This window comes from Hymenobacter sp. CRA2 (genome assembly GCF_002007105.1).
Lineage (GTDB): Bacteria > Bacteroidota > Bacteroidia > Cytophagales > Hymenobacteraceae > Solirubrum.
This window is the reverse complement of the sequence record NZ_MVBC01000008.1, coordinates 1-25,645: the sequence shown is the minus strand read 5'-3', so window position 1 is coordinate 25,645 and position 25,645 is coordinate 1. Positions and strand designations below refer to the sequence as shown.

Genomic DNA, 25,645 nt, shown 5'->3' with positions numbered 1-25,645 from the left:
ACGGTGTGGTAGGTGATATGGTGACATGGTGAAATAGTGAGCGGCGGACGGCGAAATGGAGTAACGTCAGCTCACCATTTCACCACCTCGCTATTCCACCGCTTCCGGCTCTCGGTCTTCCCGCTCGTTCAGCCCGATGCGCGTCCACGCGGGTAAGTCGGCAGAACCCACGTAACCGATTTCTTCCTGGGCCAGTGGGTGGCAGTAATACAGAATGGTGGCCTCGGCCAGCAACTCTTCGAAAAAGCGGCCGGCATCCACCTTCAGCCAGACGTCGCCGGGCGGATTGCCGCTCTGCACGGCCGTGAGTACGGCGTCCTGTTCTTCCTCCGTCAGGCGGAGAAAGTCGCGCTGAAACTGCGCCTGCGCCACTTGCTGAATGCCGCCCAGCCCAAGCCGGTAAGCTTCGCGGTCGGGCGGCAGCACGTCGTAACGCCAACCGTCGGCGCGGCCGGTCAGCAGCCGCTCGTCGATGCCCGCGGCCAGCTCAATGGCATCGGTTGGGCGGTCGGGCTGGGGCAGCAGGCGGCGGCACACGGCCTGCAGCAGGGCGTAGGTGTCGGCGTCGAAGAATTGCGGCGTGTACGGGGGCGCCATGAGGCGCGCTTCCAGGGCGGCACGGGTCGGCTCGCTCACGTGCGGGGTGGCGAGCAAGGCCCGCACCGTGCCGGCGGGATACTGAGGTGCGGCGGGCATAATGGTAAAATAAGCCGGGTGTGGTCGGCGGGTAATCGAGGCGGCGCGAAGCCGCGGCGTAGCCGAGTTATGATGAGCTAACTACCTGACTCGGCGAAAGGTTGTGCTGGGGTGGTCAGGTGCCGGCTGCGGCCGTATCCAGGCCGGCCCCCTACTGGTCGCTGCTGAGCTTGCCGCCCGTTACGTGCACCAGCGAGCCGGTCATGAAGGAGCCGTCCTGCGAGGCCAGCAGCACGTAGGCCGGAGCCAGCTCTTCGGGTTGGCCGGGGCGTTTCAGGGCTACTTCATGGCCAAACTTCTCGATTTCCTCCAGCGGCATGGTGCCGGGAATGTTGGGCGTCCAGACCGGGCCCGGCACCACGCAGTTGACGCGGATGCCCCGCTCGCCCAGGTACTGCGCCAGGCTTTTCACCAAGGCATGAATGGCCGACTTGGTGCAGGCATAATCCACTAGCAGCGGAATACCCGTCAGGCCCACGATGCTGCCGGTGCAGATGATACTGTCGCCCTTCTGCAGGTGCGGAATGGCGGCCTGCGCCATCCAGATGTAGCCGAGGATGTTGGTGTCGAAGGTGCGGCGGATTTGCTCCTCCGAAATATCCTCAAACTTCTCCTGCGCCATCTGAAAGGCGGCGTTGTTGACGAGGATGTTCAGCCCGCCCAGCTCCTTACGGGTGCGGCGCACGGCCTGCTTGCACTGCTCCGGGTCGCGCACGTCCAGCTTCAGCAGCAGGCAGCGGCGCTTTTGCCCTTCCACCAACCGTTGCGTTTCCTGCGCGTCCACGTCGTTTTCGTTGTAGAGCACGGCTACGTCGGCGCCTTCCATGGCAAAGGCCACGGCCACCGCCCGCCCGATGCCTGAGTCGGCCCCAGTAACGAGGGCAATTTTGCCTTTGAGCTTGCCGGCGGGCTGGTAGCCAGCCAGGTCCGAGGCCGGTTGCAGCTTCATATCGGCCTGCCGGGCCGGGTAAGGCAGTTTTTCGGCGTGCTGCTTCATCTCAGCCGCCGTCGGGCGCTTTTCGCTTTTGGCGGCAGGTGCTTTGCGGGTCGATTTTGCGGCCGGCTGGGCGGCGGCTTTGGAAGCGGCAGGTTTCTTGGCGGCCATGGGGTGGCGGGGTCAGGGGTGTGGTCGAGTTTGCATACGCAAAGCCGCGCCGCGGCGGCTATGGGCGGGCGGTGACCTGCACCCTACCGCCAACGAAAAAGCCCCTGCCTCGCCGCAGCAAGACAGGGGCCTGGGCACGCTGGGCGCAGCAGCCGCTACGGGCTATTCAGCCGCCCTTAGTTGCTCTGGTAGTCGGCAGCCTTTTCCGTTTGGGCTTCGGCCAGCGAGGGGTAGTCGATGTAGCCTTTGTCGCCGGGCACGTAGAAAGTGGCAAAATCGGGCTGGTTCAGCGCGGCGCCTTGCTCGAAGCGTTCCACCAGGTCGGGGTTGGCAATGTAGGGCACCCCGAAGGAAATCAGGTCGGCCTCGTTGGCTGAGAGGGCCGCTTCGGCCGTTTCCTGGGTGTAGCCGCCGTTCAGGATGACGGTGCCGTTGAAGATCTTACGCAGGGCGGGCGCAATGGCGGGCTTGCCATCGGGGCGGGCCATGGGGTGGCCGGGCAGGGGCTCGAGCACGTGCAGGTAGGCCAGGTTGAACTGGTTCAGCTGCTCGGTGACGTAGCTGAAGGTGGCCGTGGGGTCGGAATCGGAAATGCTGGCGCTGCCCTGCGGCGAGAGGCGGATGCCCACGCGGTCGGCACCCAGCTCGTCGACGACGGCCTGCACTACTTCCAGCACGAAGCGGGCGCGGTTTTCTACCGAGCCGCCGTACTCGTCGGTGCGCTGGTTCGAGCCGTCTTGGATGAACTGGTCGAGCAGGTAGCCATTGGCGCCGTGGATTTCGGCCCCGTCAAAACCGGCGGCTTTGGCGTTGCGGGCAGCCTGACGGAATTGCTCCACCACGCCCGGAATTTCTTCCAGCGTGAGGGCGCGCGGCGTGGGTACTTCCTCAAAGCCCTGGCCGGTGAAGGCCTTGGCACCTTCCGGCTTGATGGCCGACGGGCCGACGGGCAGCTCGCCGTTGTGGAAGAAGGGGTGCGACACGCGGCCTACGTGCCAGAGCTGCACGTAAATGCGGCCGCCGGCGGCGTGCACCGCGTCGGTTACGCGCTTCCAACCGGCTACCTGCTCTTCGGTGTAGATGCCGGGCGTATTGATGTAGCCCACGCCCTGCGCCGATACCTGGGCGCCTTCGGTGATGATGAGGCCGGCCGAGGCGCGCTGCACGTAGTACTGCACGACGGAATCCGTCGGTGCATTGCCGGGTTCGGTGGCGCGGCTGCGGGTCATGGGGGCCATTACCAGGCGGTTAGGCAGCTCAATGGCGCCCAGCTTGTAGGGCGAAAACAGAACGGGAGTGTGGTGGCTCATGGATTTCGGAAGGGTTAGCAGTACCCGCTTTCGGGCACAATGGCAGTCTAACCGTCAACCAGAGCCCGCGGTTACGGCCGAACGCGCTTCGGCCGGTATCCTGCGGGGAACCACAACGCCCCAACTTACGCCCGCTACCGCGCCACCAGCTCTACGCGCCGGTTGCGCGGACGCAGCCGCGGGTCGCGGTTGTCGGCCACGGGGCGGGCGCCGCCGTAGCCCACGGCCGTCAGCCGCAGCGAGTCGATGCCGCGCTGGACCAGGTAGGCGCGCACCACCCGGGCGCGCTGCTCGGAGAGCTGCTGGTTTAGTGCGGCGTCGCCCACGTTGTCGGTGTGGCCCGCTATTTCGAAACGCAGCGCCGCCTGCGCCTGCAGCACCCGCACCAGCCGGTTGAGCTCGGGTTGCGAGGAAGGCAGCAGGCGCGCCTTCCCTTGCTCAAAGTACAGGTTACGCAGCGCTACCGCCTCGCCTTTGACCAGCGCCGCCAGGTCGGGTAGCGAGTCGGTGGGCACGGCTACCTGGGCCACCGGCGGCGTGGGCACGCGGCCCGGCGCGGCCGCCGGAACCACGGCGCGCTGCACCGGGCGGGGCCGCGGCGGGGCGGGCTTGCGCGCCGGGGCCTTCACCGCCGCGGGCCGCGCCGCCACTCGCTCGGCCGGTAGGGGCTGCGGGCGCGCAGCTACGGGCGCCGCCTTGGGCGCGGGCGGCGCAATGGGCCTGGCCGATGCGGGCAGGGCGGCAAAGAAATATGCGCCGCTTACCGGCTCAGGCGCGGAGGCATTGGGCAGGCGCCAGCGCAGCAGGGCGCGGGTGTCCCGGATGGTCTGAAAATACTCGACGCGCAAGCGGTAATACCGCCCAGCCTCCAGCCGCAGGTGCGCTTCGCCGGGCACGTGGTCCTGCTCGCGCCAGGCGTTGATGATGCGCTTGCCGCCCAGCCACACGCGCAGGCCGTCGTCCATTACCGTCGAAAACTCATATTCGCCGGTGACTGGCGCGAGAATAAACCCCTCCCAGCGCACCGAGAAGAACTCGGAGCCCAAGCCATCCACAGGCGGCTCTTTTTTCCAGTCGAAGTCGATGGCCGCGTCGCGGCGGCGCAGCACCAGCTTATCGAAGTTGATGCCGTTGTAGTAGGCCGCCTGCAGCCCGTCGCCGGTAGGCAGCGCCGAGGTTTGGGCCTGTGCGCCCGTCGCCAGGCCGAGTAAGAGTAGTAGTGCGAGGCGTTTCATAAGGAAAAGATAACGCTGACTAACTCGTTTTGCGTGCTTAATCAACCAGCGCCCCGTGCCAGTCTACCAACGCCTGGCCACGCCCCTACCAACCTCACCGGGGCTCCGCCTGATGGCTGCATCCGAAAGCAGTACCCGTTGATTGAACGCCCGTGGCCGCCGGAAAGATGGTCAGTTGAAGCCGGGGATATGGCCGGCAATGGCGCGGGCGGCGCTGTTTTTGAACCCCAAGCAAAGTACCGGCGCGGGCTGCGGGGCCTGCTTGGCATTCCCATTATTGCGTAGTATCTTCGCTGTAGCTTATCCAGAAAGACCGAGGGACTGGGCCCTGTGACGTCTTAGCAACCAGCCACTGCGGCAGAGGTGCTAACTCCCATCCGAGGCGCAGCCGCGCGTTCGGAAAAGATGAGCGGAACCGGCACTTTCCGAAGTGGCCGGGGCTTTCTGGATAGCGCCAAGCGCACCTCCAAGATCCAGAAAGCAGCTATGCCAAGCCTTCCCGCCTCTCCCCTCGCCGACCTGCTCCGCCAGCGCGTGCTCGTGCTCGACGGCGCCATGGGCACTATGATTCAGCGCCACCAGCTCACCGAGGAAGACTTCCGCGGGGAGCGGTTTGCCGGTCACCCCACCCCCCTGCGCGGCAACAACGACCTGCTCTGTCTGACGCGCCCCGACGTGGTGCGCGGCATTCACGCTGAGTACTTCGCCGCGGGCGCGGACATCGTCGAAACCAACACCTTCTCGGGCACCACCGTGGCCCAGGCCGACTACGGGCTGGAGCATATCGTGTACGAACTGAACTACGAGGCCGCCCGCCTGGCCCGCTCCGCCGCCGATGAGTACAGCACGCCCGAGCGCCCCCGCTTCGTGGCCGGCGCCATCGGGCCCACCAACCGCACTGCCTCGCTCTCGCCCGACGTAAACCGCCCCGGCTTCCGCGCCATCACCTTCGATGAGCTGGCCGAGGCCTACCACGAGCAGGTGCGCGGCCTCATCGACGGCGGCTCCGACGCGCTGCTGATCGAAACCATCTTCGACACGCTCAACGCCAAAGCAGCCCTGTTCGCGGCCCAGCGCTTTTTTGACGAAGGCGGGCGGGTGGTGCCCATCATGATTTCGGGCACCATCACCGACGCCTCGGGCCGCACCTTGTCGGGCCAGACGGTGGAGGCGTTCTGGAACTCCATGCGCCACTTGCCCATCCTGAGCATCGGCTTGAACTGCGCCCTCGGGGCCAAGCAGCTGAAGGTGTACCTGCAGGAGCTGAGCCGCTTGGCCGACTGCTACGTGTCGGCTTACCCCAACGCTGGCTTGCCCAACGCCTTCGGTGGCTACGATGAATCGGCCCAGGAATTTGCGGCGGTGCTGGAAGAATACCTGCAGGAAGGGCTGGTGAACATCGTGGGCGGCTGCTGCGGCACCACGCCCCAGCACATTGCCGAGGCAACCAAAGTCTCGGCCCGCTACGCGCCGCGCCAGCTGCCGGTGCGGCCCCGCGCCACGCGCCTGAGCGGGCTGGAGCCGCTGAATATCTACCCCGAAAGCCTGTTCGTGAACGTGGGCGAGCGGTGCAACGTGACCGGCTCCCGCGCCTTTGCCCGCCTGATTCGGGCGGGGCAGTTCGATGAGGCCGTGGCCGTGGCCCGCGCTCAGGTGGAAGGCGGTGCCCAGGTGCTCGACGTGAACATGGACGAAGGCCTGCTCGACTCGGTGGAGGCCATGACCAACTTCCTCAACCTGCTGGCTTCGGAGCCCGACGTGGCCCGGCTGCCCATCATGATTGACTCCTCGAAGTGGGAGGTGCTCGAAGCCGGCCTGAAGTGCACCCAGGGCAAGAGCATCGTCAACTCGATTTCGCTGAAAGAGGGCGAGGACGTGTTCCGGCACCACGCCCGGCTGGTGCGAGCCTACGGGGCGTCGGTTATCGTCATGGCCTTCGACGAGCAGGGCCAGGCCGACAGCTACCAGCGCCGCATCGACATCTGCCAGCGCGCCTACCGCATCCTCACCGAGGAAGTGGGCCTGCCGGCCGAGGACATCATCTTCGACCCGAATATCCTGACCGTCGGCACCGGTATCGAGGAGCACCGCCGCTACGCCATCGACTTCATCGAGGCCGTGCGCTGGATCAAGCAGCATTTGCCCGGCGCCCTCACCAGCGGCGGCGTGTCGAACATCAGCTTTGCCTTCCGGGGGCAGGACGTGGTGCGCGAAGCCATGCACGCGGCCTTCCTCTACCACGCCATCCAGGCCGGGCTCGACATGGGCATCGTCAACCCCAGCCAGCTGGCCGTGTATGACGAGGTGCCCAAGCCCCTGCTCGAAGCCGTGGAAGACGTGCTCTTCGACCGCCGCGACGACGCCACCGAACAGCTGGTGCAGCTGGGCGAATTGCTGAGCCTGACCAAGGGCACGGCGGCCGCCAAAGCCGTGGAAACCGAAACCTGGCGCACCTGGCCGGTGGAAAAGCGCCTGGAGCACGCCTTGGTGAAAGGCATCACCGACTACATCGACGCCGACACCGAGGAAACCTTGAAGCGCCTGGGCCGGCCGCTGGCTGTTATCGAAGGCCCGCTGATGGCCGGCATGACGGTGGTCGGTGACCTGTTCGGGGCGGGCAAGATGTTTTTGCCGCAGGTGGTGAAGTCGGCGCGGGTGATGAAGCGGGCCGTAGCCTGGCTGGAGCCCTACATGCAGGCCGAGCGCGACGCGGCGGCCGCCGCCGGCGGCACCCAAGCCCGCCAGACGGCCGGCAAGGTGCTACTAGCTACCGTGAAGGGCGACGTGCACGACATCGGCAAGAACATCGTGGGCGTGGTGCTGGCCTGCAACAACTACGAGGTCATCGACCTGGGCGTGATGGTGCCGCTGGAAAAGATTGTGGAGGAAGCCGAGCGGCAGCAGGCCGACATCGTGGGCCTGAGCGGGCTCATCACGCCCTCGCTCGACGAGATGGTGTACGTGGCGCAGGCCTTGGAAAAGCGGAAGCTGCGGGTGCCCCTGCTCATCGGTGGGGCCACCACCTCGCGCCTGCACACGGCCGTGCGCATCGCGCCGGCTTACAAGGGCCCGGTGATTCACGTCAACGACGCCTCGCGGGCCGTGCCGGTGGCCTCGCAGCTGCTGGGGCTGGGCCGCGACGCCTTCGCCAACGACGTAGCCCAGGAGTACCTGCAGCTGCGCGACGACCACGCCGGCCGCCAGCGCAACAAGGACTACGTACCCATCGAAGAAGCGCGCCGGCAGAAATTCCAGGCCGACTGGGCCGCCGCCGACATCGTGAAGCCTTCGTTTCTCGGTGCCCGCGTGTTCGAGGACTACCCGCTCACCGAGCTGCTGCCCTACATCGACTGGACGCCCTTTTTCCACGCATGGGAGCTGAAAGGACGCTACCCGCGCATCCTTGACGACGCGACCTACGGCGAAGCCGCCCGCAAGCTGTTCGAGGATGGTCAGGCCCTGCTCAAGCGCATCATCGACGAGAAGCTGCTGACGGCCCGCGCCACGGTGGGCTTCTGGCCGGCTAATACGGTCGATTCCGACACCATCGAAATCTACGCCGATGATTCGCGCCAGCAGGTGCAGGCCCACACCTTCACCCTGCGTCAGCAGAGCCTGAAAGCCGCTGGCCTGCCCTACCTGGCCTTCTCCGACTTCCTCGCCCCCAAAGATTCTGGCCGCCCCGACTACCTCGGCGGCTTCGCCGTCACGGCCGGCATCGGCCTGGATGAGCTGGTGGCCGAATTCGACGCCCAGCACGACGACTACTCCGGCATCCTGGCCAAGGCCCTGGCCGACCGCCTCGCCGAAGCGCTGGCCGAGCGCCTGCACGAGCGGGTGCGCCGGGAGCTGTGGGGCTACGCGCCGCAGGAGCACTTCACGAACGAAGACCTCATCAAGGAAGAGTACCGCGGCATCCGCCCCGCCCCCGGCTACCCCGGCTGCCCCGACCACACTGAGAAAATCGTGTTGTTCGAGCTGCTGGGCGGCCCGGAGCAAACGGGCATCACCCTCACCGAAAACCTGGCCATGTACCCCACGGCCGCCGTCAGCGGCTTCTACTACTCGCACCCCGAGGCGCGCTACTTCGGCCTGGGCCGCATAGCCCAGGACCAGGTGCAGGACCTGGCCCGGCGCAAAGGAATGCCGTTTGCGGAGCTGGAGCGGTGGTTGTCGCCGAATCTGAACTATGAACCGTCCGCCGAGCCAGTGCCGGTAACAGCCGGATAAGCCTGGCTGATCAAGGCCGTCATGTCGAGCGCAGTCGAGACATCTCGCGTGCTGATGGTGGATAGTAAACCCAATGAGGGAGTTGCTATCCAGCGAGATTTCTCGACTGCGCTCGACATGATGAACTAACCGCCTGTCCCGATACGCACTAATCATCCTGGTTCCTCCTGAGCCACCACACGCTGCCTGATTGGCATGCGCACCCCATGAAAGTAACCGAGCACCTGGCCCGCGCCGCCGGCAAGACGCTGTTTTCCTTTGAAGTGCTGCCGCCCAAGAAGGGCGAGAACATTCAGACGCTGTTTTCGAACATCGAGCCGCTGATGGAGTTCAAGCCGCCGTTTATCGACGTGACCTACCACCGCGAGGAGTACGTGTACCGGCAGCACCCCAACGGCCTGCTGGAAAAGAAAACCGTGCGCCGCCGCCCCGGCACCGTCGGCATCTGCGCCGCCATCAAGAACCGCTTCGACGTGGACACCGTGCCCCACCTGATTTGCGGGGGCTTCACCAAGGAAGAAACCGAAAACGCCCTCATCGACCTGCATTTCCTCGGCATCGACAACGTGCTGGCCCTGCGAGGCGACCCGATCAAGTCGGAAGGCCGCTTCGTGCCAGAGCCCGATGGCCACGCCTACGCCTGCGACCTGATCGGGCAGGTGGCCGACCTTAACAAGGGCGCCTATCTCGATGAGGAGCAGGACGACACCTGGGCTACCAACTTCTGCATCGGTACGGCCGGCTACCCCGAAAAGCACTTCGAGGCCCCCAGCCACGCCGCCGATTTGCGCTACCTCAAGCACAAGGTGGACCGCGGCGCGGAGTACATCGTCACGCAGATGTTTTTCGACAACGAGCAGTTCTTCAGCTTCGAAAAGCGCTGCCGCGCGGCCGGTATCCACGTGCCCATTATCCCGGGCCTGAAGCCCATCACCACCAAGGCCCAGCTCACGGCCCTGCCCCGCTCGTTCTTCCTGAACCTGCCCGACGAGCTGGTCGACGCCATTCACCTCGCCCCCGACAATGCGGCGGCCCGCGAAATCGGCATCGAATGGTGCATCAACCAGAGCCGGGAGCTGATGGCCCACGGCGTACCCGTGCTCCATTACTACAGCATGGGCAAGGCCGAAAGCGTGCGGAAGGTGGCTGCTGCCTTATTTTAAAGCTTACCGCTGCTGCTCATTGCCTAACGCTGCCGGGTTCGTCTGAGCCCGGCAGCGCTGTTTACCCCGGGCAGTACCCCACCCGAATACCTACCCGGGCTAAACGCCCGCCGGCCGCCTACGTACTACTACTGACCACAGCCGCCGCTCCACCAGCGCGCTGGTTCGTGCCCCATCGATACTGGCTCCCCGACCTCCATGCCCGACCGTCTGCACCAACTCGATGAGCTGTTTCAGCGCTTGCGCACGGCTACTGCCCCGCTCGAAATCGAGGCGTTGCAGCAGGGCATCTGGCAGCTGTGGCTGGAAACCGACGACGTGGCCCTCAACAAGTGCATGGAGAGCGGCATGCGCGCCATAGCCGCCGAGGACTACGCCCGGGCCATCATCGATTTTACCTGGATTGTCGACCACAATCCGGCCTTTCCGGAAGGCTGGAACAAGCGCGCAACGGCTTATTACCTGCGCGGCGAGTACCGCGCCTCGCTGCTTGACATCAGCCAGACGCTGCGCCGCGAGCCCCGGCACTTCGGGGCGCTGTCGGGCAAGGCCACCATTCAGCGCCTCATCGGCGACGACCACGGAGCCCTACGGACTCTGCGCCGGCTGAGCCGCTTGTGCCCGCATTTGCCGGGCCTGCAAGCCCAGCTTTTGGACCTGCAGAACCGCCTGGATGACCCCACCAGCTAGCCAGTACGGTTCATAATTATTCCACGAATATCAAAAATTAGTTCGCAGAAAATAGCTATATATTTAGGCTGCCAATTCTGGGCAGTTTGCTGTTCAAGGTTGGATTGTTCTTTTTCCTCCTTGTTTACCACCCCAAATGGAATAGGACGTTCCCCGACTATTCCATTTTGCATTCTCACTATGAAAGGAACCTTACTACTGCTCTGCGGGGTCCTCGCCGTGCCCTGCGCCCTGCACGCGCAAGGCCGCGTGCGCCAAACCGACTTGGATAGCGGCCGCGTAGAAAAGGGCCGCAAGCTGGGTGAATGGGCTTACTACGCCATGACGCCGAGCGGCCGCAAAGTGCTGGTGCAGCGCTACGACTACGACAAAAAGCAGCTGCTCTACTACCGCAAGCCCGACGAGCACACCTACCGCTACCAGGTCGGCGACACCTGGCAGGTAGGCTACCTCGACCGCCCGCCGCTCTACGTGGGCGGCGAGCCGGTGCTGGGCACCTACATGCGCCAGATGAACTACCCCGAAGTTGCCCGCCAGAAGAACGTGCAGGGCCGCGTGCTCATCAGTTTTGTGGTGGATACCATGGGCGTGGCCAGCAACTACAAGGTGCTGACGAGCATCGGCTCGGGCTGCGACGAGGAAGCCCTGCGTGTGGCTCGCATCATTCCGCCCACCGATTGGATTCCGGGCCTTAAGGACGGCCGCGCCGTGCCCGTGCAGGTAGAAATGCCGTTTACCTTCCGCATCAGCCCCGGTCAGTAAGCCCAGCATCCCGTCTGGCCGGCGTTGCGTAAACTGCGGGCATGAAACCGACCGCCGCTTTTGCCTCCTCCGCCCCTCTGGCGGCCTTACTGCTGACCGCAGGCCTGCTGCTGACTGCCTGCGACTCCACGCCGCGCGAGCGGCAGGACGCCGTGGAAAACAGCACCCGCAAGCTCGATTCCCTGGCCGACAAAGCCGGCACCGCCCTCAAGCGGGCCGGCAGCCGCGCCGCCCGCTGGGACTCCGTCTCCAAGGCCCGCACCCGTCAGCCGCTGGATACCACCGCCGCCAACGCCTTCATGCAGGAGCTGCTGGGCACCTACGCCAACGTGGAAACCCTGCAGGTAGAAAACCTCGACCCGGCCTACACCCAGCTGCTACGCCAGACGCGCGCCCGGCGCCGCGAGTGGACGCAGCGCGACTGGGATTACGCCACGGCTGTGTTCAAGCGCCTGAACGCCCGCTACCGCGCTATCCGGCTCGATTTGCCGGCCCGCCAGGAGCTGCACATCAAGGCCTTGCAAGCCGAGTTTGAAGGGCTGGAAGCCGGCCGCGACCTGAAAGACCTGCGCGAAGCCGTGCGGGATAAACCTGCCGCCAAGTAAGCCTGCCCGGCTCTTTTTCGTCTTCCCTCACCCGGCCGGCCCCGCTTCGCCCTACGCACAGGGCAAGCGGGGCCGGCCGTTTGGTTTGGCCCACAGGCGGTCTTATTGACGCGTAAGCGCATCCTCGCCTGCCGCGGGCCGTTTCTTTGCGGTATGAATCCATTTCGGCATCCTTTACGGGGGCTCCGGGCAGCGTTGGTTGCCTGGGCCTGCCTGTGTCTGACCATACCAACCCAGGCTCAGCGCCTCATCACTTCGGCGGAGCTGCTGCCGGCCAAGGACCAGTGGCTGCAGCCCGGCGACCGGCTGCAATTGCGCGTGAAGGCCCAGCCCGGCGCCCGTGTAGCCGTGTTGCAGACGGTGACGCCCGGCCTGCCCGGCCCCGATGGCAAACGCCCGGCCAGCCTAGTGCGCGATGTGCCCCTGACCGAGCTGCCCGCCGCCAGCGGCAAGCAGGGCAGCGGCACCTACCAGCTCAGCTACGTGGTGCAGCCCACCGATACCCTGCTGGGCACCGCCGCCAGCCGGCCGCTGCTGGTGCGCCTGCGCCTGCCCGACGGCCGCCGCGACTCTCTGCTGACCGCCAACACCGTCCGGCTGCTTAACCCCAACCTGCCGCAGCTGGCCCGCACCAGCACGTCACTGGCTTACCTGAACTACGGCTTGGGTGAAGACCGCCTCGGCGGGGCCAAAATCGGCTACCTCGACTCCCTGGTGCTGCTGCACGTGACCGGCCGCGTGGGCGAATACCTGCGCGTACGGCTGGCGGAAAATCAGACGGCCTGGGTGCCCGACGAAACCGTGCGCCTGTTGCCGGCCGGCGGCTTTGTGCCGCAGTCGCTCACCGGCTCGTGGAGCGTGAGCGGCGACGAGCAGTACGACTACGTGCGCGTGCCGCTGCAGGAGCGCCTGCCCTACCGCTCGCAGCTGCAGCTGGAGCCCACGCGGCTGGTGGTAGACGTGTTCGGGGCTACCTCGAACACCAACTGGATAACCCAGCGCACCGGCCTGCGCGAAATCACCAACGTGTACTACGAGCAGCCCCAGCCCGACGTGTTTCGCATCGTCATCGACCTGAAGCACCGGCAGAACTGGGGCTACGGCATCAGCTACGCGGGCAACGTGCTGACCATTCGGGTGCGGCGCCCGCCGGCCCGGCTGGAGCTGCAAGGGCTGACCATTGCCGTGGATGCGGGCCACGGCGGCGACAACCAGGGCGCTGTTGGCGCCTTGGGCATCATGGAAAAGACGCTCACGCTCAGCATAGCCCAGAAGCTGCGCGCCGAGCTGGAAAAAGCCGGTGCCACCGTGCTCATGACCCGCGAGGCCGACGTGAGCGTGGGCAACGAGCTACGCATCCGCCGCCTGCGCAAGCTCATGCCGCAACTTATGGTGAGCGTGCACGTCAACTCGGCCGGCAGCAAAGACGCCAAGGGAACGGCCACCTTCTACCGCTACGTGGCCTTCCGCCCGCTGTCGAAAGCCATCTACGACGAGATGCTGCAGACCGGCCTCGACGGCTGGGGCAACGTCGGCGCGTTCAACTTCGGCCTGAACGGCCCCACGGAATACCCCAACGCCTTGGTAGAAACGGCCTTTGTCTCCAACCCCGACGACGAAAAGCGGCTCACCGACCCTGCGTTTCAGCAGCAGATGGCCGAGCGCATCACCGCGGGCATCCGGCAATTTGTGGAAGGGCAGCGGGCCAAGAAGTTTCTGGGCCGCAGCAAGACCGAGGCGGTAGAGCAATAAGTGAAATGGTGAGTACTATTTCTCTGCGAAACGCGCCAACGGCCCCGGCAGCATCAGCTAACCGGGGCCGTTGGCGCGTTTCGCGTCGCCTGAACGTCAAACTCACTGTTTCACCATTTCACCGCTAGAAGGGGTAGCCGATGGCCAGGTTCAGGCGGCCATCGGTGAGCTTGCCGGGCTTGGGAAACAGGTCTTCTTTGCCTTGCGGAATGTCGCTGCGCTTGTAGGGTACCAGCATGGGCACGGCGTAATCGAGGCGGATGACCAGGAACTGGATGTCAATGCGGATACCAGCGCCGGCGCCCACGGCCAGTTGCGTCAGGAAGCTGCCGGGCTTGAATTCGGCGTCTTTGCGCTCGGGGTCGGAGTTGGCCAGCCAGATATTACCGGCATCCACAAACAGGGCGCCCTTCACGTAGGGAAACAGGTCCTGGCGGTACTCGGCGTTGGCCTCCAGGCGAATGTCGCCCACCTGATCGTAGAAGCGGTTGTTGATCTGGTCGTCGGTTTGGGGAACGTAGCCGCCCGGGCCGATGTAGCGCGCGCCGAAAGCCCGCACGCTGTTAGGGCCGCCGATGCCGTACTGCTTCAGGTAGGGCAGCACGCGCGAGTTGCCGTAGGGCATTCCCAGGCCCACCAGCAAGCGGGTGGCAAAGCGGTTGCCGCTGGTCGGGTTCTGGCTGATGCGGTAGTAGTTGCGGAATTCCAGGTCCACCTTGGCGTACTGCGAAAACGCCTGCCCGAAGATTTCCTTCTGGGTGCGGCCGTCGGCGGCGGTGCTGGTGCCGTTGCTGAGCACGCTGGCCAAGTTGCCGGCCAGCTCCAGCCCGCCGCTGAAATACACTTGGTCGCGGCGCTTCTCGTACACCTGCGTGTTGTAGGTGTAGCGGTACGAGGAGGCCGGCACGAACTGCTGCTCGAAGCTGGTGCGCAGGTAGGCCCGTTGCGCCAGCAGCTGCCGAAACTCATCGGTCTGATTACCCAGCCGGATATACTGCAAATCGATGGGCCGCAGCTCCTGCTCGTTGGTAATCTTGGTTTTCCAACTGTAACCGTAGTTCAGGTTGAAGAGGTCTTCCTGGAAAAACTGCCGGCGCTCCACGTAGCGGTAGCCCGCCCCAAAGGTGGTGCGCGGCTGAAAGTCGGAGTTGACGAGGCGGATGTTGAAGGGCGGGGTGATGAGGCGCGGCACCAGCAGTTGCCCGTTCACCCCGGCCTCGATAGAGGACAGGCCCAACGCGGGCGTGCCGCCTTCGGTGGTTGGCGGCTTGGAGCGCGTCTCGAAGGTGCCCACGAAGTTCAGGATCAGCTGCTCGGCCCCGCGCAGGGCGGAGCGGTTGCGAAACTGCGCCGTGAAGCCCGGCCCGGTAAAGCCGTTGGTCTTGGACACCAGCTGCACCTCAGCCCGCAACGACTTCTTCTTGAGCTGCGTCATACGCACCTGCGCGTTCAGGAAGCCGTAGCCGGCCGAGTCGGGCTTCTGCCGGGCCGGCCGGAATTGGATGTCGACGAACTTGAACGTGCCCAAGCTCATCAGGCGGCTCAGCGTCTGGTCCTGGCGCTTGCGGCGGTAGATGGAGTCGGGATGCAAGAAGGTGGCGCGGGTAATGGCCCGGGCCTTGAATACCTTTTCGTCGGGTACGTAGCGAAACTTATCGTAGATGATGGGCTTAACCGATTCGGTGGTGTCGGTCAGGCCGAAACGCGTGTTCAGCGTCACGCGGTTGAGCACGTAGGGCTTGGCGGCCCGCTGCGGGATGCTGCCCTTCACCCGGATGTACACGTCCACCGTGTTGTGCTCCACGCTGTCGACTTCGTAGATGAGGTAGTCGGGCGCAAAGTAGTAGTACCCGTTCTGCTTCAGCTCGTTGTCGATGCGCGTACGCTCATCGATAAGGCGGTTGAGGTTGTACGCGTCGCCCACCTTGAGCAGCGTATTCGCCTGCGTTTTGCGAATGTCGCGGTCGATGAGGGTGTCACGGTCCGGGAAGTGAATTTCCTTGATGGTGTAGGCCCTCTGCACCTTGGCCGTGTAGTCCACGGTAGCCGTCTGGCCCTTGGCCGTCACCTTGCTCTGCAGCACCGGTGCGGCAAAGTAGCCATTGTTGTAGAGGCGGTTGAGCATCAGGTTTTTCACCTTCTGCGTGTCCACCTGGCTGAGCAGCACGGGCGCCTCGCCGTACTTGTCGGCTATCCACTTGCCGAGGCCCTTGGTTTTGCCCTCGCCCATATGCCAGAAGTAGAGCTTGGGCCGCAGCCCGAGGATGGAGGCATTGGGCTTGGGCGTCAGCACCGATTCCAGTTCGGTCGTGAGCGTGGCTTCGTCGGCAATCTTGTAGGGCGAAGTCACCTTCACCGTCGAGCCGGTGTAGAGCTTGTCGTTTTCGGGAATGAATCGCGTACCGCTGCAGCCGGCCAACAGCAGCGCGGCGGCCAGCGCGGCGTAGCGCATCGGATAGGTCGTCCGCATCGGCGTCTTTAGTAGTTCTGACATCTGCGGTCCTAGTTCAAGGCATTGTTTTTAAGCGTATCCTGAGCGGCGGCCTTTTCGGCCTTGCGGGCTTTGCGGTCGGCCCGCACCGACTGCTTCACCTCCGGCGCCACTTTCTGGAACAGCTCCTGCAGGGAGTTGTAGTCGCGCTGGAAGATGATGGCGGTACCGGTGCGGATGAATTGGCCGTCGATGTCCTCGTAGGCGTTGTTGCGGAAGGCGCGCAGGCGCAGGCGGCCGTCGGGCAGGATGTTGTACTCGATGCTCACGTCGCCGGCAAACTGGCTGGCCGCGGCCGTGCCCGAGGTGGCCTGGGTGCCGTTGCTGCCGCCGCCCAGCGGCACATCGGTGCCGAGGCGCACCGAGAGCCGGTCGTTGAAGAGCTGCCGGCGCAGGGCCACGTTCAGGTCGGTGCGGTTTTGCTGGGCGCCCGTGCCCGACACGGCCGTGTACGAATCCACGCCCAGCTCCAGGCCCAGGCCCGCGAGGTACTCGCCGGTGAGGTTGTTGAGCTGGTCCGTCAGCACCTGGCTGGCCGAGCCGCGCAGCTGGTTGCCCACGAAGGAGCCGGGGCCGGCGGTGCTCTGGAAGGGATTTTCGGCCACGAAGCGGTTCAGGGCCAGCAGCGCGAATACCTGCTTGTTCAGCTCGTTCACGTTGCTGGGCTGGCGCAGCTGCTCCAGCTTGGCGCGCACCGGCTCGGCCACCGGGCTGGTCGTGCCCTCGGGCACCCGGATATCGAAGCTGATGGCCGGCTTGAGCAGCTGATCGGTCACGTTCAGGTACACTTCGAAGGGCAAGCGGTTGCGGGCCAGGTTGTTGAGTGCCGCATCGTTGGCATCCAGCTGGTTGGCAATGAGGTCGGCGGCCACGGCGCGCACCCGGTAAATGGCCGACACGTTCAGCTGCGCGTTGTACGGGTCGCCGCTCCACACCAGGTAGGAGCCCGGGGCAATATCGAATTTGCGCTCGGCCAGGTCGTAGAGCGAGAGTTCGTACTGGCCCGAGGTAACGTCGAGGCGGCCCGTCAGGGTCTGGGCGCCGCGCTCATCCAGCAGGGCCACCAGCGTGCCGGCGGCGCGCACCTGCAGGTTGTCGCCGGCAGCTTCGTCGATGACGATTTTAAACGGCGTCTGGTCGGTGATGGTAATGTTGGCGCGCACGTCGTAGCCCGTGGCCACGGCCGAGCTATCGATGTCGTCGGCCGTGGCCGCCAGCAGCGAATCGGTGTTGGGCTTGGGTCCGTCTTTGTCGACAAACACGACAATGCCCTCCCGGTCCACGGACGTAGCCTCGTCGGTAGGCACCACCACGGTCAAGTTCGAGCCCTCGGCCACGGTGGCGCGGGTGCGCACGTTAGGCCGTTGCAGGTTGCCGCGCACCTGCGTATCGGAGTCCACGAACAATTTGCCGTAGTACAGCGGGTTTTCGCGGCGGGTGCTCTGCACAGCCAGGAAGTGGTCGGTGGTTACATTCAGGTTCAGGCGGTACTGGCCCACTTGTGCCAGGTTGCGGGCCGGCACGATGTAGCCATCCACAATGGCTTGCTTGCCCAGCGAGTCGATGATGGCGAAGTTGTCGAAGTGCAGGCCCTGGTCGGTCAGCGTCAGCTCCTGGTCGGAGAGGCGGAAGGGCGCCCCGAGTTGCGTCAGGGTCAAGCCCGCATCGCGGAAGCGGGCCGCACCGCGCAGCTGCGGGGCGGCTGTGGTGCCCGTCACGGTGAAGCGGCCCGTCAAGGCACCCGTCGATTCCTGAATCTGCCCCGCGGAGAACGGCTCAATGGCTTTCAGGTTGAACTGCGCAATGTCGGCTACCACGTTGATGGCGCCGCTGGTGGCGTAGTAGCCGCTCAGGCGCACGTCGGTGCCGTCGGCGTTGGTCAGGTTGGCCGTCAGGTCGTAGCGGTCGGCCACGTTGTTGACCACCTGGGCGCGCAGGTCACCGAGCACGTACTTGTTGTAGGCCAGCCCGCCCAGCGTCAGATCGGCCGTGAAAGCCTGGCCCGTACGGCCGAGGTTGTAGGCCACGGCCTGCCCATTGAGCGTGCCGCCCACCAGCGAGTCCTGCAAGCCGGCGGCGCGGGCCAGGCCGTTTAGGTCGAGGTTGCCGAGCTGCACCTGCAAAGGGTTGCGGGCGCCCGGCAGCGTCTGCAGGGCCAGAAACCGGTCGGCAGCGCCCTGGTTGCGCGAGATGCGCACGTTCTGGGCGTCGATGTTGCCAGTTGACAGGGTGTAGCGCACCACGCCGCCCGGCGCGGCCGTCCACTGCTTGTTGTCCAGCACGATGTCGGGCGCGAAGCTGAACTGGTAGGTCTGCGCCCCGTTGAGCACCTGCAAGGTGCCGCCCAGGCTCAGGCGCTGCACCGAATCGGACTCGGCAATGCGCAGGCGCGTGCCGATCTGATTGTTGGCAATGCTGCCGGCAATGCTGGGGTTGGGAATCTTGAGCGTCGTGTCCTGATACACCTGATCCAGGCCGAGGCTGTAGTCCAGCTTCTGCGGATCGGAGCCCACGCGCAGCTTCAAGGAGTCGAACACGATGCCTTGGTAGCGCATGCGGGCAATGTCGGAGCGCACCGTCAGGTTAGCGGCGCGGCTGTCGTAGCTGCCGTTGAGCTGGAAGGGCGAAATGCGCGTCAGCCCGGTCACGAAGCGCGGCAGCAGCCGGGCGCCCGTCTGCGGCACCGTTACCTGGAAGGTAAACTGCCGGTTGGCCGACGAAGCGCGGTACTGCACGCCCGGCAGGTCGAAGTACCGGTCGATGTGTTGCTGCAGCTCGGTGGCAATGTCGCCGAGGCGGGTGTTGCCCCGCAGCGTGGCCTGCAGAATGCGCGAGGTAAAGTCCACCTCCGTGCGGCCGGTTTCCTGCACGATGCGCGCGTTGAGCGAGTCGAGCGGAATCGTCTGCCCATTCAGGCTGATGACCACGTTGTCGCCCTTCACCGTGCCGTTGAGCGAGTTCAGGTCCGAGCCGCGCAGGTTGGCATCCAGGTCACCCTTGAGGCTCAGTTGCCCACCGGAGTAGAAGCCCAGGGCCGTCAGGTTCAGGCCCTGCAACGAGCCGCCGAAGGAGTACTGCGGCGCATTGGGGTTGCTCAGGTCGACCACGCCCTTGATGTTAAAGGCCGCATTCTGGTCGCCCTGGCTGCGGGCGGCAATGGCGTAGCGCTGCCCGGTGATGCCCACGTTGGCGGCGATGTTGCGGTAGGTGTAGTTGCCGTAACGCACCTGCTGCAGGTTGGCCGTCAGCTGCCCCCGCATGGTCTGCGGGTCGAAGCCCACGCCCTTGTAAGTACCCGAGCCCGTCACCGGCCCGATATCGGGCTGCTTGAGCAGGCGGCCGAGCTGGAAGTTCTGCAGGTTGAAGCGCGCATCCAGCGGCTCCCGGCCCGTGGGTCCGGGGCGCAGGTTGGCCACGATGGTGGCCCCGCCAAACGAGGTATTGGCCTTGAGGTTCACCGCCAGGTCGTTGGCCGTAGGCCGGCCCTTGATAGTGCCGCTGAGCGTGGCCCGGTCGGGCAGCTCAATGACGTCCTGCGGAATGATGCCCGCGGGCAGAATGTCGTTGATATCCCGCTTGGTGGTGGTCAGCTGCCGGATGTCCAGATCGGTGTAGAGGCGCTGGTCGGTATTGGGCAGGCCCTGAATGCGGCCCGAGGCGCGCACAATGGTGTTGCGCAGCCCCACAATTTCAATGTTGTTCAGCGCCAGGTTGTCGAGGCGGCCGTTCACCTGCCCGCTCAGCAGCACCGACTGGTTCGGGCCGCTCGTGAAGGGCTTTTCGGTCACCAGATCGGGCGCCAGGTACAGAATGTCGCGGAAGCCCAGGCGGGTGTTCTGCAGGTTGGCTTCGATGCGCGTCTTGCCCATGGTCCGGCTATCAGCCAGCGCGCCCAGCGAGTCGAACCCGATGGCCAGGGTGCGGCGGATGCGCGTATGAGGCGTCGCCAGATCGAGGTTATCTAGCCGGATCTGCACCGAGTCGTACACCACGTCGGCCTGGGCCCGGTCCACGCGGAAACCGCTCTGCTCCCGCCCGCGCAATAGGTCGATGCGGCCGGTGGTGCGGTTTTCGGTGTACACCAGGTTGCGGGTGCGCAGGGCCAGCGAGTCGAAGAGCAGGTGGTTGTAGTCCATGGCCGGCAGGCGAGTGCGCTGCTTGGTCTCGTCCAGGTTATCGAAAGCGAAACGGACGCCGCTGATGTCGGAATTCTTCAGCGCCACGCGCCAGGAAGTGGGCGCGCCGGTGGTTTGGGCCACGGCCGAGTCTACTTTCTGCACGGCTTCGGCCGGGTTCACCACGCGTTGCTCCACCGGCACGTTGGAGTTCTGGGCGTAGCTGATTTCCGAGTTGCGCAGCACCAAGGTGTTCAGCCCGATGCGCTGCCGGATCAGGTCGATGTTGTCGGCCGTCACCTGCGCTTGCCCGATGCGCGTCTTGATGTACTGCTTCGAGGGGTCGTTGGCGTAGTTCAGCGCCACGTTGTCGAGCGTGGCCCGCTCCAGGCCCAGCGTCAGCGTCATGGGCTCGGCGGGCGTGTCCGGTGGCACTTTGGTCTGCCGGATGTTGAAGCCCGTGTTTTTCAGGCTGGCCGACTGAATGCGGTAGATGCTGTGGTCCACGTCCACCTCGTTCATGGCCACGGCCAGGTCGCCCACGCGGCCGCGCACGTTCATGCCGTCCACCTGGTCGTCGTAGTTCAGGAAGATGCGGGCCAGGTGCGCGTCGCCGATGTCGTACTTGAAGCCGCCCGTCGAGTCGGCCGGCGTGGCCGTGGTGGTGTCGCCAGTGGCGAAGGCGGCCAGGATGTAGTCGAAGTTATAAGTCGAATCGGGCAACGTGCGCGCAATGTGCACCGTGCCGTCGGTCAGCTCCACGTTGCTCACGTTGATCTGCGACTTGGTCAGCGCCCACAGGTCGATGCCCACGGCCAGCTTGCCCACCGACAGCAGGGTGTCGCCCTTCTGGTCTTCCAGGTACACGCCGTCCAGGGCCACGCCGTGGCGCCAGTCGGTCCGGAACCGGTCGATGCGGACTTCCGTCCCAATTTTGTTCTGCAGGTAGCTCGCTGCCTTGTGGGCCGCATAATCCTGCACCGAGGGCACCTGTAGGGCCACCACCAGCCCGACCACCACCAGGATGATCAGGCCTACTAAACCTAATAAGCCCCACAGCAGCCAGCGCAGGGGGCCGGGCAGCCGGTGGCGCGGCGCCGGCGACGAAGCTGGCGTCGCTGACGAAGGAGACGACGTAGAGTTTGCCAAGAGAGAGAAGGGCTGAAGGCCGCGGCCGGCTGAAACACTGACTGCGGCTCAGCCCCTTCGGACGAACTTCGGGCCCGGAATGTTACATGCACGTCACGCTTGGGCTCGGTTGGCGCGCCAAAAATCCTCCGGAAGCAGGTTTGCGGCTCTACTACTAGTTGATTTTCCCGGCCGCTGCCCCAGGCCACACCTTATCATTTCCGGCCTTGGTTTCGTACTGGGCAGCACCGCTTCAGCCTTGATTAAGTCCTCACGCACTGCGCGAAAACAATACGCGGTAGAATCGGCTAAATCTGCGACTTTTGCACACCGATTTCTTGCATCTTTTTTTTATGCGCCTCCGTTTCCGCATTCCCTATTTTACGGCTTGGGGCCAGCGCCTCGAGGTGCGCGGCAGCAGCTCCGCCCTCGGCGACTGGAGCCCACAGCAAGCCCTACGCCTAACTTATCAACCCGCCACCAATACCTGGGAAGGCGAAACGGAGCTGCCCGCTGATGTGGTGGAGCTGCGCTACAAGTACGTGCTCGTCGACGACAACTCGGGCGCGGTGAACTGGGAAAGCGGCCCCGACCGCGTGCTTCCCGTTGCTGGCGAAACCTACGGCACGGTGGTGCTCGACGAGTTCTGGCACGTGCCCGAGCTGCCTGAGTACGAGCTGCAGACCAACGCCTTCACCCAGGCTATTTTCCGCCGTCCGGCCGATTCGCCCTGCCACCAGCCCCGCCCGGCGCGCCTCCGCGCCGGCGACGCCACCGTGCGCTTCTCGCTCACGGCCCCGCGCATCGCGCCCGGTCAGTGCCTGTGCGTGCTCGGCTCCGATGCCGCCCTCGGCGCCTGGGACAACAAAAAGCCCCTCATTCTCTCCGACGCTACCTACCCCATGTGGTCGGCCGACGTCGTGCTGGCCGAGTCCGATAAGCCCGTTGTCTACAAATACGGCCTCTACGACCCGCAGCGCCAGCAGTGCATCGACCTCGAAGGCGGCCCCGACCGCGTGCTGCCGCCCTTCCAGGGCCGCGACACCCTGCGCTGGCGCCACGACGAGCTGTACCGCCACCCCGAAGGGCCCTGGCGCGGCGCCGGTGTAGCGCTGCCCGTTTTCGCCCTGCGCAGCAAGCAAGGCCTCGGCGTCGGCGAATTCCCCGACCTCAAGCTGCTCATAGACTGGGCCGTCGAAACCGGGCTGCAGCTGGTACAGGTGCTGCCCATCAACGACACCACCGCCACCCACACTTGGGTTGATTCTTACCCGTACGCGGCCATTTCAGTCTTCGCCCTGCACCCGCAGTACCTCAACCTCGACAGCGTAGCCCCGCTGCAGGACGCTGCGCTGCAACAGGAGCTGGCCGAAACGCGTGAGCTGCTCAACGTCCGGGACTTCGTCGACTATCAGCCCGTAATGAAGGCCAAGTGGAAGTTTCTGCGCGCCCTCTACAAGCAGGAAAAACAGGCTTTCCTGGCCGATCAGCAATATCAGCAATTCTTTCAGGAGCAGCAATCCTGGCTGGCACCATATGCCGTGTTCAGCGGCCTGCGCGACCGGTTCCAGACCGTTGACTTCCGCCAGTGGCCCACCGAGTTCCAGCAACCCGGCGAACTGCCCGAAACCCTTCTGGACCCCACGCACGCCGAGTTCGACGAATTCGGTCTGCACCTATTCATCCAGTACCACCTCGACAAGCAGCTGCGCGAGGCTGTGGAGTACGCCCGCCAGCATGGCGTGGTGCTCAAGGGCGACCTGCCCATCGGCATCTACCGCCACTCCGTGGAAGCCTGGACCCAGCCCGAGCTGTACCACCTCGATCAGCAAGCCGGCGCCCCGCCCGACGACTTCTCCGTCACGGGCCAGAACTGGCGTTTCCCGACCTACAATTGGGACAAGATGGCTGAAGACGGCTACCAGTGGTGGCGCCAGCGCCTGGGCCACCTCAGCCGCTACTTCGATGCCCTGCGCATCGACCATATCCTCGGCTTCTTCCGCATCTGGGAGATTCCCAACCACGCCGTCGAAGGCCTGCTTGGTCACTTCTCGCCTGCCCTGCCCCTGCACCGCGACGAAGTCCGCGACCGGCTCGGCTGGTGGGATTACCAGCGCCTGACGCAACCGTACATCCGCTGGCACATCCTCGAAGAACTATTCAGCGCCGATGCCAACGCGGTACGCGAAGAGTTCCTAGAGGAAATCGGCCACGGCGCCTTCCGTTTGCAGGAGTTCGTGAATACCCAGCGTAAAGTAGAAGCTGTCTTCGCACCCAAGCTGGAGTTTGCCCAGGGTCCCGAAGAGCAGCGGCTGACACGCCAGCGCAACGGCCTCTACCGCCTGCTCACCGAGGTGCTCTTCGTCGAAGCCGAAGGCTCCAACGGCGAGTTCTGGCACCCGCGCATCACCGTCGACAAGTCGCGCACCTTCCGCGAGCTGGACGACCAGACGCGGCAGCGGATGAACGACCTCTACGTTGACTTCTTCTTCCGCCGCCACGAAAACTTCTGGCGCGAGCAGGGCCTCGTCAAGCTGCCCGCCGTGCGCTACGCCACCGATATGCTCATCTGCGGCGAAGACCTCGGCATGGTGCCTGCTTCGGTGCCCGGCGTGATGCGCCAGCTCGGTATGCTCGGCCTGAACATTCAGCGCATGCCCGCCGCTACCGGCGTCGAATTCTCCCACCCCAACGATGCGGCTTACCTCTCCGTGGTGTCGCCCTCCTGCCACGATATGAGCACCGTTCGCGGCTGGTGGGAAGAGGACCACGAGCGTACCCAACGCTTCTTTGAGCAACTCCTCGGTCACTACGGCCAGCCCGCTCCTTACTTCGCCGAGCCCTGGGTAAGCCGTGAAATGGTAGTGCAGCACCTCTACTCGCCCGCTATGTGGGCCATCTTCCCGCTGCAGGACTTTATGGCCTTGGACGAGCATCTACGCCGCTCAAATCCTTTGGACGAGCAAATCAACGTTCCCGCCAATCCGGAGCACTTCTGGAAGTACCGCTTCCACCTGCCACTGGAAGAGTTGAAAGAAGCCGCCGAATTCAATCAGCAGATCCGTGAGTTAGTTGAGCAAAGCGGCCGCGGCCCTATTCATTAAAGACTCGTACGCACGCGCAAGCCCCGCCAGGCGCTCCACTCCGGAGCCATGCCTGGTGGGGCTTTTTGTTGCCTGAAACCAGATGTATTGTCTCGACACTAAAAACCCATATTCTGTTTAGTCGGTATGCAGAAGGCCATTTAAACCTTCATTGCTCATGCCTGCTTCTGCTCGCCGCCCCTTCAAGCGCCCGCGTCACGTTCCCGCCACCGACTACGAAGTCGTTATTGTCGGCGCCGGTGCAGCAGGCCTAAGCGCAGCGTTGGTGCTAGGCCGTTGCCGCCGCCGGGTGCTGCTGTGCGATGGTGGCCGCACGCGCAACTACCCTTCTCCTGCCGTACACGGCTTTCTTTCTCGTGACGGCATCAAACCGCAGGAATTGCTGCGTATAGGCCACGAGCAGCTCCAACCCTACCCCACCGTCGAGCAACGAGAGAACTGTGTCACCACGGCATCAAGAGACCCTCTAACGGGCACCTTCACCCTCACACTGGACTCCGGCCGGGAAGTCACCTCACGTAAAATCATTTTGGCGACCGGCGTCATGGACATCTTACCAACCATCGACGGCATGCACGAGCTTTGGGGCACCGGCGTCTTGCATTGCCCTTACTGCCACGGTTACGAAGTCAGCGACCAGCCCGTAGCCGTATATGGCTGCGATAAATCTGTAGCCGGCTTTGCCCTGCTGATTAGCCGTTGGTCAAAGGATGTCGCCGTCTGCACTGATGGTTGGACCAAAATGACTGACCATGCTCGCCATCGGCTCCAGCGTCACGGCATAGCTCTTTACGAGCAGCCCATTACCAAACTCGTAGGCTACGCCAACAAGACGCTACGGCACATTGAGTTTCAAGACGGTAGCACATTACCCCGGAAGGCTCTCTTCATTCATCCGCAGCAAAAGCAACGCAGCGACCTAGCTATTCAACTAGGCTGCCGCATTCTGCAGCGCAATGGCAGCGTAGCAGTCGACAAACGGATCCTAACGACAGTTCCAGGGGTGTACGCGGCGGGCGACACCACGCCGGCGGCGCAGCAGGCGCTGGTGGCGGCGGCGGAAGGGGCGCAGGCGGCCATCAGCTGCAACGAGCAGCTCACGCGGGAGGAGTGCGCCTAGGGCGGGGCCGTGGGGGGGGGTAGAAACAGCGACGCCCCCTCGGCGGGCGAACCGCGAGGGGGCGAAGCGAGGGACAAGGTTGGCGGCGACCGACTCTCCCGCCGGCGAAGGCAGTACCATGGGCGCTCCGGGGCTTAAC

At 64.7% G+C, this 25,645-nt stretch carries 14 protein-coding genes and 1 riboswitch; of the genes, 8 read left to right on the top strand and 6 right to left on the bottom strand.

The features are described 5' to 3' along the window. Positions 1-90: 90 nt before the first annotated feature. The 4 genes from B0919_RS13495 to B0919_RS13480 all read right to left on the bottom strand — a co-directional run bounded on the left by B0919_RS13495 (position 91) and on the right by B0919_RS13480 (position 4,346). Complete coding sequence (locus B0919_RS13495) at positions 91-696, bottom strand: gluconate 2-dehydrogenase subunit 3 family protein (RefSeq protein WP_078012805.1); 606 nt, start codon at positions 694-696, stop codon at positions 91-93. 151 nt (positions 697-847) lie between these two features. Then, the gene (locus tag B0919_RS13490; RefSeq protein ID WP_254846583.1) at positions 848-1,693 is read right to left on the bottom strand and encodes an SDR family oxidoreductase; all 846 of its coding nucleotides are present in this window, start codon (positions 1,691-1,693) and stop codon (positions 848-850) included. A gap of 284 nt (positions 1,694-1,977) precedes the next feature. Further along, positions 1,978-3,111, bottom strand: coding sequence for an alkene reductase (locus B0919_RS13485; protein ID WP_078012803.1), 1,134 nt, complete (start codon positions 3,109-3,111; stop codon positions 1,978-1,980). 134 nt (positions 3,112-3,245) lie between these two features. Further along, a complete protein-coding gene (locus B0919_RS13480; RefSeq protein ID WP_078012802.1) occupies positions 3,246-4,346 on the bottom strand; it encodes a PA14 domain-containing protein in 1,101 nt (366 codons plus the stop codon). A 297-nt stretch (positions 4,347-4,643) separates the two neighbouring features. Beyond that, a riboswitch (SAM riboswitch) is annotated at positions 4,644-4,758 on the top strand. 74 nt (positions 4,759-4,832) lie between these two features. Between B0919_RS13480 and metH the strand changes: the two genes are divergently transcribed. From metH to B0919_RS13450, 6 genes are all read left to right on the top strand, one after another. Beyond that, on the top strand, positions 4,833-8,576 hold the full coding sequence (gene metH / locus B0919_RS13475; RefSeq protein ID WP_078013015.1) for a methionine synthase: 3,744 nt from the start codon (positions 4,833-4,835) through the stop codon (positions 8,574-8,576). 206 nt (positions 8,577-8,782) lie between these two features. Beyond that, positions 8,783-9,739: a methylenetetrahydrofolate reductase [NAD(P)H] gene (gene metF / locus B0919_RS13470; protein ID WP_078012801.1), complete on the top strand. Its 957-nt coding sequence runs from the start codon at positions 8,783-8,785 to the stop codon at positions 9,737-9,739. Between the two features lie 198 nt (positions 9,740-9,937). Beyond that, complete coding sequence (locus tag B0919_RS13465) at positions 9,938-10,429, top strand: tetratricopeptide repeat protein (RefSeq protein WP_078012800.1); 492 nt, start codon at positions 9,938-9,940, stop codon at positions 10,427-10,429. 180 nt (positions 10,430-10,609) lie between these two features. Continuing rightward, complete coding sequence (locus B0919_RS13460; protein WP_078012799.1) at positions 10,610-11,191, top strand: energy transducer TonB; 582 nt, start codon at positions 10,610-10,612, stop codon at positions 11,189-11,191. Positions 11,192-11,232: 41 nt separating this feature from the next. After that, on the top strand, positions 11,233-11,796 hold the full coding sequence (locus B0919_RS13455; protein WP_078012798.1) for a hypothetical protein: 564 nt from the start codon (positions 11,233-11,235) through the stop codon (positions 11,794-11,796). 153 nt (positions 11,797-11,949) lie between these two features. Continuing rightward, positions 11,950-13,548: an N-acetylmuramoyl-L-alanine amidase gene (locus tag B0919_RS13450; RefSeq protein ID WP_078012797.1), complete on the top strand. Its 1,599-nt coding sequence runs from the start codon at positions 11,950-11,952 to the stop codon at positions 13,546-13,548. A 124-nt stretch (positions 13,549-13,672) separates the two neighbouring features. On the opposite strand, the gene B0919_RS13445 is transcribed toward B0919_RS13450, so the two are convergent. Together B0919_RS13445 and B0919_RS13440 are read right to left on the bottom strand one after the other, a co-directional pair. Beyond that, positions 13,673-16,018: a BamA/TamA family outer membrane protein gene (locus tag B0919_RS13445; RefSeq protein WP_176133038.1), complete on the bottom strand. Its 2,346-nt coding sequence runs from the start codon at positions 16,016-16,018 to the stop codon at positions 13,673-13,675. A gap of 32 nt (positions 16,019-16,050) precedes the next feature. Further along, on the bottom strand, positions 16,051-21,303 hold the full coding sequence (locus tag B0919_RS13440) for a translocation/assembly module TamB domain-containing protein (protein ID WP_139362116.1): 5,253 nt from the start codon (positions 21,301-21,303) through the stop codon (positions 16,051-16,053). A gap of 332 nt (positions 21,304-21,635) precedes the next feature. On the opposite strand from B0919_RS13440, the gene B0919_RS13435 reads away from it, so the two are divergent. Both B0919_RS13435 and B0919_RS13430 read left to right on the top strand, forming a co-directional pair. Continuing rightward, positions 21,636-24,386: a 4-alpha-glucanotransferase gene (locus B0919_RS13435; RefSeq protein WP_078012794.1), complete on the top strand. Its 2,751-nt coding sequence runs from the start codon at positions 21,636-21,638 to the stop codon at positions 24,384-24,386. A gap of 157 nt (positions 24,387-24,543) precedes the next feature. Further along, positions 24,544-25,506 carry an NAD(P)/FAD-dependent oxidoreductase gene (locus tag B0919_RS13430; protein ID WP_078012793.1) on the top strand — a complete coding sequence of 321 codons (963 nt, stop codon included), beginning with the start codon at positions 24,544-24,546 and terminating at the stop codon, positions 25,504-25,506. Positions 25,507-25,645: the final 139 nt, after the last annotated feature.

Bases quoted from the DNA above. Each gene is read 5' to 3' on its own strand.
- B0919_RS13435 (WP_078012794.1), top strand. From the start codon at position 21,636: ATGCGCCTCCGTTTCCGCATTCCCTATTTTACGGCTTGGGGCCAGCGC.
- metF (WP_078012801.1), top strand. From the start codon at position 8,783: ATGAAAGTAACCGAGCACCTGGCCCGCGCCGCCGGCAAGACGCTGTTT.
- B0919_RS13480 (WP_078012802.1), bottom strand. From the start codon at position 4,346: ATGAAACGCCTCGCACTACTACTCTTACTCGGCCTGGCGACGGGCGCA.
- B0919_RS13485 (WP_078012803.1), bottom strand. From the start codon at position 3,111: ATGAGCCACCACACTCCCGTTCTGTTTTCGCCCTACAAGCTGGGCGCC.
- B0919_RS13460 (WP_078012799.1), top strand. From the start codon at position 10,610: ATGAAAGGAACCTTACTACTGCTCTGCGGGGTCCTCGCCGTGCCCTGC.
- metH (WP_078013015.1), top strand. From the start codon at position 4,833: ATGCCAAGCCTTCCCGCCTCTCCCCTCGCCGACCTGCTCCGCCAGCGC.
- B0919_RS13445 (WP_176133038.1), bottom strand. From the start codon at position 16,018: ATGCGGACGACCTATCCGATGCGCTACGCCGCGCTGGCCGCCGCGCTG.
- B0919_RS13430 (WP_078012793.1), top strand. From the start codon at position 24,544: ATGCCTGCTTCTGCTCGCCGCCCCTTCAAGCGCCCGCGTCACGTTCCC.
- B0919_RS13455 (WP_078012798.1), top strand. From the start codon at position 11,233: ATGAAACCGACCGCCGCTTTTGCCTCCTCCGCCCCTCTGGCGGCCTTA.
- B0919_RS13450 (WP_078012797.1), top strand. From the start codon at position 11,950: ATGAATCCATTTCGGCATCCTTTACGGGGGCTCCGGGCAGCGTTGGTT.
- B0919_RS13490 (WP_254846583.1), bottom strand. From the start codon at position 1,693: ATGAAGCAGCACGCCGAAAAACTGCCTTACCCGGCCCGGCAGGCCGAT.
- B0919_RS13495 (WP_078012805.1), bottom strand. From the start codon at position 696: ATGCCCGCCGCACCTCAGTATCCCGCCGGCACGGTGCGGGCCTTGCTC.
- B0919_RS13465 (WP_078012800.1), top strand. From the start codon at position 9,938: ATGCCCGACCGTCTGCACCAACTCGATGAGCTGTTTCAGCGCTTGCGC.